This window comes from Vibrio sp. Hep-1b-8, from assembly GCF_006124995.1.
GTDB lineage: Bacteria > Pseudomonadota > Gammaproteobacteria > Enterobacterales > Vibrionaceae > Vibrio.
On the sequence record NZ_QEWN01000100.1, the window covers coordinates 64443 to 77685 of the forward strand.

11 protein-coding genes are annotated in these 13243 nt (G+C 45.6%); 7 read left to right on the top strand and 4 right to left on the bottom strand.

Going from position 1 to position 13243, the window contains the following annotated elements; genetic code table 11:
- The first annotated feature begins 1 nt into the window (after position 1).
- The 7 genes from DA100_RS10895 (at position 2) to DA100_RS10925 (ending at position 10581) form a co-directional block, all read left to right on the top strand.
- Positions 2-985, top strand: a complete 984-nt coding sequence (locus DA100_RS10895) for an ABC transporter ATP-binding protein (protein WP_138972153.1) — start codon at positions 2-4, stop codon at positions 983-985.
- 41 nt (positions 986-1026) lie between these two features.
- Entirely contained in the window at positions 1027-2022 is a 996-nt protein-coding gene (locus tag DA100_RS10900) for an ABC transporter ATP-binding protein (protein WP_138972154.1), read from the top strand.
- 69 nt (positions 2023-2091) lie between these two features.
- Positions 2092-3819, top strand: coding sequence for a glycoside hydrolase family 9 protein (locus tag DA100_RS10905; protein WP_138972155.1), 1728 nt, complete (start codon positions 2092-2094; stop codon positions 3817-3819).
- Positions 3816-4691, top strand: coding sequence for an N-acetylglucosamine kinase (locus tag DA100_RS10910; RefSeq protein WP_138972156.1), 876 nt, complete (start codon positions 3816-3818; stop codon positions 4689-4691). The genes DA100_RS10905 and DA100_RS10910 overlap by 4 nt, the downstream gene beginning before the upstream one ends.
- Positions 4692-4700: 9 nt before the next feature.
- Positions 4701-6614, top strand: a complete 1914-nt coding sequence (locus tag DA100_RS10915; protein WP_138972157.1) for a family 20 glycosylhydrolase — start codon at positions 4701-4703, stop codon at positions 6612-6614.
- An 88-nt stretch (positions 6615-6702) separates the two neighbouring features.
- Positions 6703-9111, top strand: coding sequence for a N,N'-diacetylchitobiose phosphorylase (locus DA100_RS10920; protein WP_138972158.1), 2409 nt, complete (start codon positions 6703-6705; stop codon positions 9109-9111).
- A gap of 57 nt (positions 9112-9168) precedes the next feature.
- On the top strand, positions 9169-10581 hold the full coding sequence (locus tag DA100_RS10925) for a phosphoglucomutase/phosphomannomutase family protein (RefSeq protein WP_138972159.1): 1413 nt from the start codon (positions 9169-9171) through the stop codon (positions 10579-10581).
- Positions 10582-11212: 631 nt separating this feature from the next.
- On the opposite strand, the gene DA100_RS10930 is transcribed toward DA100_RS10925, so the two are convergent.
- The 4 genes from DA100_RS10930 to DA100_RS10940 all read right to left on the bottom strand — a co-directional run.
- Entirely contained in the window at positions 11213-11494 is a 282-nt protein-coding gene (locus DA100_RS10930) for a hypothetical protein (protein WP_206208568.1), read from the bottom strand.
- A gap of 22 nt (positions 11495-11516) precedes the next feature.
- Complete coding sequence (locus tag DA100_RS21510; protein ID WP_267967714.1) at positions 11517-11639, bottom strand: hypothetical protein; 123 nt, start codon at positions 11637-11639, stop codon at positions 11517-11519.
- A 432-nt stretch (positions 11640-12071) separates the two neighbouring features.
- Entirely contained in the window at positions 12072-12401 is a 330-nt protein-coding gene (locus tag DA100_RS10935) for a hypothetical protein (RefSeq protein WP_138972160.1), read from the bottom strand.
- A gap of 33 nt (positions 12402-12434) precedes the next feature.
- Positions 12435-13243, bottom strand: an 809-nt coding sequence (locus DA100_RS10940) for an IS630 family transposase (RefSeq protein ID WP_138972161.1), incomplete at its 5' end; no start/stop codon positions are given.

The following is a 13243-nucleotide window of genomic DNA, read 5'->3' on the forward strand; positions in this document are numbered from 1 at the left end:
CATGACAGCACCACTCATTTCTATCCGCAACCTTTGCGTTGACTACATTACTGATGCAGGTGACGTTCGTGCCTGTAACAACGTCAGCTTTGACATTGCACCGGGCGAAGTATTCGGTCTGGCAGGTGAATCTGGTTGTGGTAAATCAACCGTAGCCTTCTCTCTGATGCGCCTGCATAAGCCACCAGCGTTTATTACCGGCGGTGAGGTTATCTTCAATGGTGAGGACATCCTTAAATACAGCGATGAACGCATGCAATCGTTCCGTTGGAGCGAGATGTCCATGGTCTTCCAAAGTGCGATGAATGCGCTTAACCCAGTATTGACCATGGAAGATCAGTTCTGCGACGTAATCATGCGCCACACGAACATGACTCGTGAGCAGGCTCGTAAACGCGCAGAAGGATTGCTTGAAATCGTAGATATTCACCCTAGCCGTTTGAATGACTACCCTCACCAGTTCTCTGGTGGCATGCGTCAACGTCTGGTTATCGCGATTGCACTGGCGCTAAATCCCAAAATGATCATTATGGATGAGCCAACCACCGCTCTCGACGTAGTGGTTCAGCGTGAAATACTGCAAAAGATCTACGCGTTAAAAGAAGAGTTTGGTTTCTCTATTCTGTTCATTACTCACGATCTCTCTTTGATGGTCGAGTTCTCAGATCGCATCGGCATCATGTATTCCGGTGAGTTGATTGAAGTCGCACCATCAAAGCAGATTCTGGAAAGTCCTTACCACCCTTACACCAAAGGTCTGGGTAGCTCTTTCCCTCCATTAACTGGCCCAAAGACGAAGCTTACTGGTATTCCAGGCAACCCACTTAACCTTCTAGAGATACCACAAGGTTGTCGCTTCCAAGCTCGTTGTGACCGCGTGCATGAAACATGTACTCAAGTCCCAACTGCACTAAGACAAATTGAGCCAAATCGTTTCTCTAACTGTCACCTCTATGGCGAGCCGATTGCACAGAGAAAACTCTAGCAAGACGCTGAGAAACAAAGAAAAGATTACTGGAGACAAATATGAGCAAAGATTTTGGCCAACTACTTGTTGAAGGAAAAAACCTGGTAAAGGATTTCCCGATCAACAGTAATGCCTTAAACCAACCTATGATGCGTGCGATCAACGACGTATCGTTCAAAATGTACAAAAGCCGCGGCCTATCCGTGGTGGGTGAATCAGGTTCGGGTAAATCCACTACAGCGAAGATGATCGCAAAAATGTACGCACCAACATCAGGTGTGATTGAGTACAAAGGTCGTGATATTCAAACCATCGATTCTCGTTCGGATCTGATGGCATACCGTGAAGGCGTGCAGATGGTTTGGCAAGACCCATTTGGCTCTCTAAACCCTACTCATAATATCTTTCACCATATTGCACGACCACTGCTTATCCACAAGAAGGTGTCACCTGGCAATAAGAAGGAACTGGAAGAGCGCGTTTATGACCTGCTTGAACAAGTTGGTCTGATCCCGCCAAAAGAGACATCACAAAAATTCCCGCACCAGTTATCAGGCGGTCAGCGTCAACGTGTCAACCTTGCACGTAACATTGCGGTAGGTGCAGAAGTTGTGCTCGCCGACGAACCAACATCAATGCTGGACGTATCGATTCGTGCAGGTGTCCTAAACCTGATGGAAGAGATGAAATTCGAAAAGCAGATGTCTCTGCTTTACATCACTCACGATATCGCAACCGCTCGTTACATTGCGGAAGATCTGGCAGTTATGTATGTGGGACACATGGTTGAATGGGGAGATACTGACGAGATCATCCACGATCCTCAACACCCATACACGCAACTCTTGGTCTCAGCAGTACCAGACCCAAGTAAGTCGATTCACGAAAAACTCAAAGGTAACAAAGGCGAGATTCCGTTGTGGACACCAGCCTCAATGGGCTGTCCATTTGCCGGACGCTGCCAACACGCTACTGATAAGTGCAGTGAGAAGTTACCAGAAGTCACTCAATTATCTGACAATCACTTTGTGCGTTGTTACCTATACGAAAAATAATGCCATAAGAGCCAGGAGCGCAAGCTCTTGGCTCAACAACTCAATCACCCCCTATTTTCGGAGATTTTGATGCTGCTACTTACTAACCATATTGGTTATGAAGCCCTTGGGCCAAAGCAGGCTGTTTTGATGACACGTAAAGCACGTCTTTCATCTACCACTGCGCTGTTAGTCTGTGCTGATAGTCACCAAACTGTCGCAACTTTTGCTGTCGAAAAAGGCACAAAAGTGGCCAATTGGCACCAAGGGAATTTTTTCCGCATCGAGTTCTCATCATTCGAACGCTCAGGTCGTTACTACCTGCGTGTCGATAACCTACGCTCTGAAGTTTTTAGCATTGCACAGGGATTACTGTTGAACACCACGCTTTCAGATGTCCTGCACTACTTTAAGTCTCAGCGCTGCGGCGGACGCTTTGACAAGCAAGATCATTCGATCCCTCTGCTTGGCTCAGAGACTCGCATTGACGTACACGGTGGCTGGTATGATGCATCCGGAGATGTGAGCAAATACCTTAGTCATCTCTCTTATGCCAACTATCTCAACCCTCAGCAAACCCCTATGGTGGTCTGGAATCTACTTCAAGGGTTAGAACAACTCGAAGAGAATGAGCAAGTCGCTGCATTTACTAAAGTACGCATGACAGAAGAAGCGCTGTTTGGCGCAGACTTCTTAGTTCGAATGCAAAATAAACAAGGCTTTTTCTATATGACCATTTTTGACAAGTGGTCAAAAGACACCAAGCAACGCGAAATCTGTGCATACGAAACACAGCAAGGGCATAAATCAGACGATTTCCAAGCCGGCTTCAGACAAGGTGGCGGCGTTTCAATTGCCGCTTTAGCCGCCGCGTCACGCCTTGATGAAAGCGGTGAATACTCATCGAATGATTACCTTGAAGCCGCAGAAAAAGGCTACTGGCATTTACGCGAATGCAACACGCAATATCTCAATGATCAGCAAGAGAACATCATTGATGAATATTGCGCCCTACTTGCCGCCGTTGAGTTGTACAAATCGACACAGAAATCAGAGTACTTAAGTGAAAGTCGTCAATGGGCTGCAAAGCTTCACAACAGGCAGTGTAGCGATGACCGCTTTGAACATTTCTGGTCAGCAAACCAAGACGGCTCTCGCCCTTATTACCATGCCGCAGAAGCAGGTTTACCCACCCTTGCTCTATGCCACTATTTATCGATTGAAAACGACCCACAACAGGCGGCTATCAGCCAATCTGTTGTGCAGCGAAGTGTTGAGTTTGAACTGGCGATTACTCAAGCGACAGCCAACCCATTTGGTTACCCACGCCAATATGTAAAAGGTGTGGGAGAACAAAAACGCGATGCTTTCTTTGTCGCCCAGAACAACGAAACAGGTTACTGGTGGCAAGGTGAAAACGCCCGTTTAGGTTCCTTATGTGCAATGGCATTTTTCGCACTACCGCATATCCAAAACCAAGAAACCAAACAACAACTGCTGCGTTTTTCTCAAAACGCTTTGAACTGGATCCTTGGTCTCAACCCATACCACATGTGCATGCTTGATGGACACGGACACAACAATCCTGACTACCTTCCTCAGTATGGATTTTTTAACGCAAAAGGTGGTGTCTGTAACGGTATCACCGCTGGCTTTGAAGATGCACAAGATATCGCTTTTAATCCGCCGGGACAAAAAGACGACATGTTGCAGAACTGGCGTTGGGGGGAGCAATGGATCCCACATGGTGCTTGGTACCTATTGGCTGTAATTACTCAATTTAGCCACTTTTCTCAGTCAAGAGGAGCAGTAACATGACGCTTTACTATGTCGGGATAGACGGTGGCGGTACTTCATGTCGAGCACGCATTCGCGATGCGGCAGGTCAGTTGGTCGGTGAAGCCAAAAGCGGCAGTGCCAATATCTTACTGGGTGTCAACGTCGCCATGGAGTCGATTATCGATGCGATTGCTCAGGCAGCCACGCTTGGTGGCCTGACAGAAGCCGATTTCAGCAAGATGCATGTGGGTTTAGCTTTAGCAGGGGCTGAGCAAAAGTCTGCATGGCAAGACTTTATGGCACAACCTCATCCTTTTGCTTCCGTCGTACTCAATACCGATGCATACGGTGCTTGTATCGGTGCCCATAACGGTGACGAAGGCGCCATTATGATTGCAGGTACGGGTTCGTGCGGTATCTATCTTAGCGGTAATCAGCAGCATGTGGTTGGTGGTCGTGAGTTTCCGATATCTGACCAAGGTGGTGGCGCAGTTATGGGTCTACGCCTAATTCAACAAGTATTGCTGGCTGACGATGGTATCGTCGAGAAAACGCCACTTGCCGAGCATGTTCTTGGCCACTTCAACCATGATATAGACCAAATCGTCACATGGTCTAAAAGCGCGTTACCACGCGACTATGGTCAGTTTTCCCCTGCGATTTTCCACTATGCAACCCTAGGCGACAGCCTTGCTATCTCAATGCTTAAGCAGACAGCTGCTGACATTGAGATGTTCCTAGTCGCTCTACACCAAAAAGGAGCCACTCGTATCTGCTTGATGGGTAGCATTGCTGAGCGAATCAAGGCTTGGCTATCACCTCCGATACAAGCTTGGGTGGTTGACGCTCAGTTTGATGCCATTGAAGGTGCCCTTATGTTCGCGGCTAAACCCGAACATAACTTGTATTAAGGATCTGTCATGAGCTTTCGTGTCGAACTCGCCGTTCTAGCTGAACAAAAACAGTTTTGTCGCTTTGGCTTAACTGTCCATAACCTTTCTGATCAGGATCTTGCTCAGTGGCAACTCCAATTCATTACTGATCGCTATATTCTGCCAGACAGTTTCACTAACGGGACGATCAAGCAGATCGGTAGTTTCTGCACCGTAGTGCCTGAATGTGACATTCTGACGGCTAATCAACACTACTACTGCGAGTTCAGCATCAACACGGCGCCCTTGCGTTTTTACACTGATGGGTTCAAAGATGCCCTGATCATTGCCAACGACGGTGCAACGCAGTACCCAGTAACCTTAACGCCGATAGCGCTTGCCTCTCCCTATAGAGAGCGCACCCAATTGCCAGAGGTCGAGAGTGCGTCAATTGCATTGATTCCTAGACCTCACAAAATTGAGCAACTGGACGGAAGTTTTCGACTGACTCGCTCCAGCCAAATAACATTGCAAACTTCGCTGGCTGAAAAAGCCGCGACGTGGCTGCAAGTTGAACTTGAGCGATTGTTTGAGTTTACAGTACAGACCATCGGGCAAAGCGATATCGTGTTTCGCAACAATCCAACCCTTGACGAAGGTGAATACCATCTTACCGTCAGTGGAACGGGGATCAGACTAGAATCAGGGTCACATGCTGGTTTTGTTCATGCCAGTGCCAGCTTGCTTCAACTCATTCAATTCAGTGAGCAAAACAAAGAGTTATCGGTACCTTATGTGAAAATTCATGATGAACCACGCTTTAAATACCGTGGCATGATGCTTGACTGTGCACGTCACTTTCACTCGGTGGATATGGTCAAACGGCTGATTAACCAATTGGCACACTACAAGTTTAATACCTTCCATTGGCATCTCACTGATGATGAGGGCTGGCGAATTGAAATAAAGGCATTTCCTCAACTAACCGAGTCGGGAGCCTACCGCGGTCCGGGCACCGTGCTGGAACCACAATACAGTCACTTAAATCAACGTTACGGCGGTTACTACAGCCAAGAGCAGATTAAGGACGTCATCGCTTACGCGCAAGAACGAGGCATCAACGTCATTCCGGAGATTGATATCCCTGGTCACTGCCGTGCGGCAATCAAATCACTACCAGAGTTGTTGTGCGATCCTGCTGAACAATCCCAATATCACAGTATTCAACATTATGACGATAACGTCCTATCACCAGCTTTGCCTGGCACTTATCATTTTTTAGACAAGGTACTAGAAGAAGTTTCTGAACTCTTCCCTTCTCCTTGGGTACACATTGGTGCTGATGAAGTCCCTGCTGGTGTCTGGCTAGAAAGCCCTGCCTGTCAGGCGTTGATGGCTCAAGAGGGCTACCAAAGCGCTAAAGAGCTGCAAGGACACCTACTCCGTTACGCAGAACAGAAACTGCGTTCACTGGGTAAACGTATGGTCGGATGGGAAGAGGCTCAACACGGTAATAAAGTCAGCAAAGACACGGTTATCTACTCTTGGCTGAGTGAAGAAGCGGCTCTTAACTGCGCTAAGCAAGGTTTTGACGTCATTCTCCAACCGGGTCAATCTACTTATCTCGACATGACTCAAGATTATCGTCCAGAAGAGCCTGGCGTTGATTGGGCGGCAGTGATCCCACTGGAAAACGCCTACCGCTATGAGCCATTGGCACAAGTGCCAGATACCGATCCGATTCGCAAACGTATTCTAGGAATTCAGTGTGCACTGTGGAGTGAAATTGTCACTCACCAGTCACGATTGGATTACATGATATTCCCAAGACTCACTGCGCTGGCTGAAGCCTGCTGGACTGACAGAGCAGGCCGAGATTGGCTCGACTATCTATCACGGTTGAAAGGCCATTTACCTTTGCTCGACAAACAGCAAATCGAATATCGCCAACCGTGGAATTAACAAAGGTGCAAATGCATGGCATTTGCAGTTTTCTCTAGCATTAAAGTTTTGGCTACCAAAGTGGTAGCTTGGTAAAAAGGAAATTAACATGAAATACGGCTATTTCGATAACGACAATCGTGAATACGTCATTACTCGACCTGACGTCCCTGCACCCTGGACGAACTATTTAGGCACAGAGAAATTCTGTACGGTTATCTCGCATAACGCGGGGGGATACTCTTTCTACAACTCGCCTGAATATAACCGTGTTACTAAATTCCGCCCGAACGCGACATTTGATCGCCCAGGGCACTATGTGTACCTGCGTGATGACGAAACTGGTGATTACTGGTCAATCTCATGGCAACCAGTCGCGAAAAGCCTAGACGAGGCGAACTATGAAGTTCGCCATGGTCTTTCATACTCGAAGTTCAAGTGTGAGTACAACGACATCACTGCAACCAAGACACTATTTGTTCCTAAAGGTGAAGATGCAGAAATTTGGGATGTTGTGATTAAGAACACTTCAGACAAGCCTCGCACTATCAGCGCCTTCTCGTTTGTTGAATTCTCATTTAGCCACATTCAGTCGGACAATCAGAACCACCAGATGTCTCTATACTCGGCAGGTACGGCATACAAAGATGGTGTGATTGAATACGACTTGTATTACAACACCAACGATTTTGAAGGATTCTACTACCTAGCTTCTACATTTGAACCAGACTCTTACGATGGTCAGCGTGACAGCTTCCTAGGTTTATACCGCGACGAAGCAAACCCGATTGCTGTAGAGACAGGTAAATGTTCGAACAGCGCTCAAACCTGTTACAACCACTGTGGTTCACTGCATAAACAATTCACGATTCAACCGGGTGAAGAAGTCCGTTTTGCTTACATTCTGGGTATCGGTAAAGGCAACGGCGAGCGCTTACGTGCTAAGTATCAGGATCTAGCAAACGTTGATGCAGCATTTGCTGGTATCAAAGCTCACTGGGACGAACGTTGTGCTAAGTTCCAAGTCAAGTCACCAAACGAAGGCCTCGATACCATGATCAATGCTTGGACTCTTTACCAAGCTGAAACATGTGTTGTCTGGTCTCGTTTTGCTTCCTTCATCGAAGTAGGTGGTCGTACTGGTCTTGGCTATCGTGATACCGCTCAGGATGCAATTTCAGTCCCACATGCCAACCCTGCGATGACACGCAAACGCATTGTTGATCTTCTTCGCGGTCAGGTAAAAGCGGGATACGGTCTGCACCTATTCGATCCAGACTGGTTTGATCCTGAAAAAGCTGACGTTAAGCCTTCAAAATCACCAACAGTCGTACCGACACCATCAGATGAAGATAAGATCCATGGCATCGAAGATACTTGTTCTGACGATCATCTATGGCTCGTTCCTACCATCTGTAAATACGTAATGGAAACAGGTGAACACAGCTTCTTTGATCAAGTCATCCCATACGCAGATGGCGGTGAAGCAAGTGTTTACGACCATATGAAAGCCGCTTTAGATTTCTCTGCTGAGTACGTAGGTCAAACTGGCATCTGTAAAGGTCTACGAGCAGACTGGAACGACTGTCTAAACCTAGGTGGTGGCGAATCTTCAATGGTTTCTTTCCTTCACTTCTGGGCACTGCAAGAGTTTATCGACCTTGCTAAATACCTTGGCAAAGACGCTGATGTTGCTAAGTACACTGAAATGGCAGCTAACGTACGTGAAGCGTGTGAAACTCACCTGTGGGATGACGAAGGTGGTTGGTACATCCGTGGCCTAACTAAGAACGGCGACAAGATTGGTACGGCACAACAGAAAGAAGGCCGTGTTCACCTAGAATCAAACACACTCGCGGTTCTATCTGGCGCGGTATCGCAAGAACGTGGTGAAAAAGCAATGGACGCCGTAGATGAGAACCTGTTCTCTGAATACGGTCTACACCTAAACTCACCATCATTTGCAACGCCAAACGACGATATCGGTTTTGTTACTCGCGTTTACCAAGGCGTGAAGGAAAATGGTGCGATCTTCTCGCATCCAAACCCTTGGGCATGGGTTGCTGAAGCTAAGCTAGGTCGCGGTGACCGTGCAATGAAGTTCTACGACGCACTGAACCCATATAACCAGAATGACATTATCGAAAAACGTATCGCTGAACCATACTCGTACGTTCAATTCATCATGGGTCGAGACCACCAAGATCATGGTCGTGCTAACCACCCTTGGTTAACAGGGACTTCTGGTTGGGCTTACTTTGCCGTGACCAACTTTATTCTGGGTGTGCGCACTGGCTTCGATGGTCTAACGATTGACCCTTGTATTCCAACTAGCTGGCCAGGCTTCGAAGTAACTCGTCAGTGGCTTGGCGCAACCTACAACATCAAGGTTGAAAACCCGAGCTCTGTAAGCAAAGGCATCAAGTCAATCACAGTGAACGGTCAGGCCGTGGAAGGAACATCTGTGCCGGTTCAGCCTGAAGGCAGTGTAAACGACGTGGTGGTTGTGCTTGGTTAATCACCAGCAATGAGCCTCTTTCGAGAGGCTCATTACTTTCAATAAAGGATTATTCATATGATCAAATTTGGTACTGGTGGCTGGCGTGCATTCATAGGCGAAGAGTTCACCAAAGATAATGTCCGTTTAGTGGCACAAGCGGTTGCCAATATTATTAACCATGAGAACGTTGCCCAACGTGGCTTTGTGATCGGTTACGATCGACGTTTCCTGTCCGACAAAGCAGGACGCTGGTTCGCGGAAGTTCTCGCGGCTAACCGCATCAAGGTTAGCTTTATCGACAAGTTCGTTCCGACGCCAATCGTCATGTTCAAAGCTAAAGAGATGGGCTGCGCGTACTCTGCATGTATTACCGCATCTCATAACCCAGCCGATTACAACGGCATCAAAGTGTTTATTGAAGGCGGACGTGATGCGGATGAGATCATTACTGAAAAGATCGAGTCTCAAGTCGCCACCTTGACTCAACAACAAGTTCAGTCCGTCGACTTTGAGCAAGCCGTGGAAGACAAGTTGATCGAAATTATCAATCCGATGAACGAATTCGTTGACTCGATCATCGACTTTATCGACATCGAGGCAATCAAAAAAGCCAATCTAAGAGTGTTGATCGATCCCATGTTTGGCGTTGCTAAGAATGCGCTACAAACCGTGCTGATCAACGGTCGATGTGATGTTGATGTGATCAACGACGGTAAAAACCCAGACTTTGGTGGATTAATGCCGTCTCCAAGTGCCGCAACCTTGTACCGTCTAAAACACCTAGTCGCGGCTGAAGGATACGATATCGGCATTGGTACCGATGGTGACGCAGACCGTTTAGGCATTATCGATGAGAAAGGGAACTTTATTCATCCAAATGAAGTACTGATGCTGCTCTACTACTACTTGCTCGAATACAAAGGCTGGAAAGGCTCTGTCGTGCGTAATATTGCAACCACTCATCTGCTCGATAAGATCGCGGCGGATCATGGAGAGAAGAGCTTTGAGGTACCCGTTGGTTTCAAACACATTAGCTCACAGATGGAAGCCGATGACTCTCTTATCGGTGGCGAAAGCTCAGGTGGTTTAACGATTCGTGGTCACATCAAGGGCAAGGATGGCGTTTTTGCTTCAAGCTTACTGGTCGAAATGATCTCCGTTACAGGCAAAAAGCTTTCTGAGCTGCTTAACGAAATTTATGGTAAGTACGGCTATGCCTACACGGCAGAAGGCGATTGCACATTTAAACCAGCGCAGAAACAAGCTCTGTACGACAAAATCTACGTAGAAAAACAACTGCCTCAATTTGAGTTCGAGATTGATAAAGTGAGCTACGAGGATGGGGCAAAAGTTTACTTTAAAAACGGTGGTTGGGTGATTGCGCGTTTCTCGGGAACTGAGCCTCTACTTCGTATTTTTGCCGAAATGGAAGATAAACAGACAGCGGAATGTGTTCTTCAACAAGTCAAAGAGTTTTTGCAATTGTAATGCTCTCATGACCCATCCTACCCTATAGGTGAAGAACACTTGCCCGGCTTAATCGCCGGGCTTTTTTGTTGCAACATCTTGGAGTTCTACACCGAAACCGCCGAAATTTCCGCTCTGATATTTTCATGATCTTTGCCAACTTCAATAACACCATCATCATTAACTATTTGAGCCAACGGCTATTGCTCTGTGGTTAAGAAGACTATGATTATCCTCGAAATAGCATTAATCACATGTTTCCGGTGGAAGAACGTACGTCCTGCTCGAGTATTTCAATGTAAGCTCTCGTTCAGATGTACACTCGATGTAGCCTTGTTCGTAGAGGTTCTTTTTTAAGGTTGTATTCATATTCCACCCTATTACAAACGCAAACATGGTTAAGAACCCTAGAACAATAAAGACTATTTTAGGAATCCATTTGGCCTGCCGGCCTGTAATTAACGGGATAGTTGAAAATGTGAATGCTATGGTTGATATCATAAACCCAGCGAAAGAAGAGGCATCATTAATAGCCCCACTAACTTTGATTAGATCGCTTTGGTGGTTAAAATTACTTATGACTTTTACAGATTGCTCCCAAGAAATCCAAACCATTGGGCTACAAGCCAACATAAAAAGAAGAGCTTTGAACCTACTCACTCTCATCAATTAACTCCTCTATCTTCTTTTTAATTGGCTTTGTGTACTCATGATGGTCATCTATCTCTGTAACCTTATTCCCTATGACAAATGCAGACACCGCAAAAATACTTAAACCTATAGCTATAGGCAAAGATGCACCAAAAACAAAGGTAGCTACCCCACGAATAACCAACGTAAACCCTTGAGCGAGTACGCCAGCTACAACCCCCTTAGATATATCCGCAGTAAATTGCCCTACGACTTCACCGAGTGTATTTTCATCGTGAAGCATGCAGTCAACCGAGTTCACAGCTTTAATCACACGTTTCTGGGGGAAGAACGTACGTTTTGCTTGAGTATTTCAATGCAAACTCTCGTTCAGATGTACATTCGATGTAGCCTTTTTCATCAAGTTCTTTCTTTGTGATTGTTGTCATTGTCCATCCTGCTATAAAGCTAATCAAAACCATTCCAGATAAGATGAACAGAATGATCTTAGGCATCCATCTTAGAGACTTACCAGTGAGAAGAACTACGATCGTGAATGTTGTTACTATCAAAGTGATGCTAAATAATGCGAATAATGAAGCGTTGTTGAGGGCACTATAAATTGTAACGATGCTTTCGTAAGCAGTTAAGGTATTGATTACTTGCAATGAAAAGTAACCAAATATTGATAGAAATGGAGCCAAGAATAAACCAAGGTATAGAAATACTTTGAAGCGGTTAATTTTCATCAATCAATCTCTCAATTTCTTTTTTCATTGGTTCCGTCCAAAAACTAAGTTGGTAAATAGTCGAATTTTCCTCACTTTGGAATCTAACCTCATTTACTGCTTTTAGGAGTCTTTATTGTTGAGATAGAGCAGTTACATCCAATTTTTGTATATTTGATACATTGTAAAAACCACAACCCCAATAGTGCATATAACCATGGTCCATCGATGAGAATAATATGAACTCATAACAGCATCATGATCGTCTGAATCTACATTATTTATTGTCCCATACCTCATCATCCCTTTCCCTTTGCAATAAAGCCGAAGCCCTAATCCAGAACAAAGAAAAGCCACCAACCAACCAACCGCAATATTTAATGCATGCTCACGAAAAAACAGCACGCCTAAAATAACGCAAAAAATAAATATGCCATCGGAGATATTCATATATCTCCAAACTTTCCCTTTATTAATCATCATCGTTATCGCCACTTAAAAAGTTACTATACCCAATCAACTTGAAAATGCAGGCTTGAGTACCTGAAAATTATCATTGATTCGAGACGTCAGTGAACCTGCGATCTCTGGAAGAGTCACAGTAAAAAATTGATCGATGGCTTCCTTGAAGTCTCGTTTATTTTTGAAGTAAACGTTATTCCTCGACTGCTCGTTCATTACCTTCCAAAGCCGCTCAATTGGGTTGAGGTTTGGACTGTAAGGTGGAAGATAATGTAGTTCGATATTTAGGACAAGCGCTGCATCTTTGACTAAGTCACTGCGGTGATATCCCGCACCATCTAAGATGATATGAAGCTTATGGGCTAATGGATAACTCTCTCTTAACTTACAGAAAAAGCGAACAATATTTTCACTGTTAATACTCTCGTAATCGTGAACGATGGTGGCACCAATATCTGACAGGTTTAGTGCGCCAATAATGTTCAATCGGCTACGATAGCCCGTTGTTTCAATCACTTTAGCCTGACCAGTACGTATCCAGCCATGAGATATTTTTGTTAATAAGGTTGGGTGAACTGCATCGATAAAGACTATCGATTCATCCTTGCCACAGCTTGCCTTTAGAGCTTCATAAGCCTCTATGAATGCTTGCTGTTTTGCTTTATCAAACTTGTGTGGAACGCCTTTCGGTTGCTTGTAGCTAAAGCCATTGTGGTGAAGCCATTTGTTCATACCAGAGACCGTATAATCAAGTCCAAATGCCTCTTTAACGTAGGCGACAATTTGATGAGTGTGAGAATAGGTTTTCTCAGTCAAATGCTCGATTAGGTGCATGGTTTGAGTAGCAGAAAGCTTGCTTTGGC

What these genes read in the sequence shown, in the direction of transcription:
- DA100_RS10910 (WP_138972156.1), top strand. Translation starts at nt 3,816, where the DNA reads ATGACGCTTTACTATGTCGGGATAGACGGTGGCGGTACTTCATGTCGA.
- DA100_RS10930 (WP_206208568.1), bottom strand. Translation starts at nt 11,494, where the DNA reads ATGCTTCACGATGAAAATACACTCGGTGAAGTCGTAGGGCAATTTACT.
- DA100_RS10920 (WP_138972158.1), top strand. Translation starts at nt 6,703, where the DNA reads ATGAAATACGGCTATTTCGATAACGACAATCGTGAATACGTCATTACT.
- DA100_RS10905 (WP_138972155.1), top strand. Translation starts at nt 2,092, where the DNA reads ATGCTGCTACTTACTAACCATATTGGTTATGAAGCCCTTGGGCCAAAG.
- DA100_RS10925 (WP_138972159.1), top strand. Translation starts at nt 9,169, where the DNA reads ATGATCAAATTTGGTACTGGTGGCTGGCGTGCATTCATAGGCGAAGAG.
- DA100_RS10900 (WP_138972154.1), top strand. Translation starts at nt 1,027, where the DNA reads ATGAGCAAAGATTTTGGCCAACTACTTGTTGAAGGAAAAAACCTGGTA.
- DA100_RS21510 (WP_267967714.1), bottom strand. Translation starts at nt 11,639, where the DNA reads ATGACAACAATCACAAAGAAAGAACTTGATGAAAAAGGCTACATCGAA.
- DA100_RS10895 (WP_138972153.1), top strand. Translation starts at nt 2, where the DNA reads ATGACAGCACCACTCATTTCTATCCGCAACCTTTGCGTTGACTACATT.
- DA100_RS10915 (WP_138972157.1), top strand. Translation starts at nt 4,701, where the DNA reads ATGAGCTTTCGTGTCGAACTCGCCGTTCTAGCTGAACAAAAACAGTTT.
- DA100_RS10935 (WP_138972160.1), bottom strand. Translation starts at nt 12,401, where the DNA reads ATGATGATTAATAAAGGGAAAGTTTGGAGATATATGAATATCTCCGAT.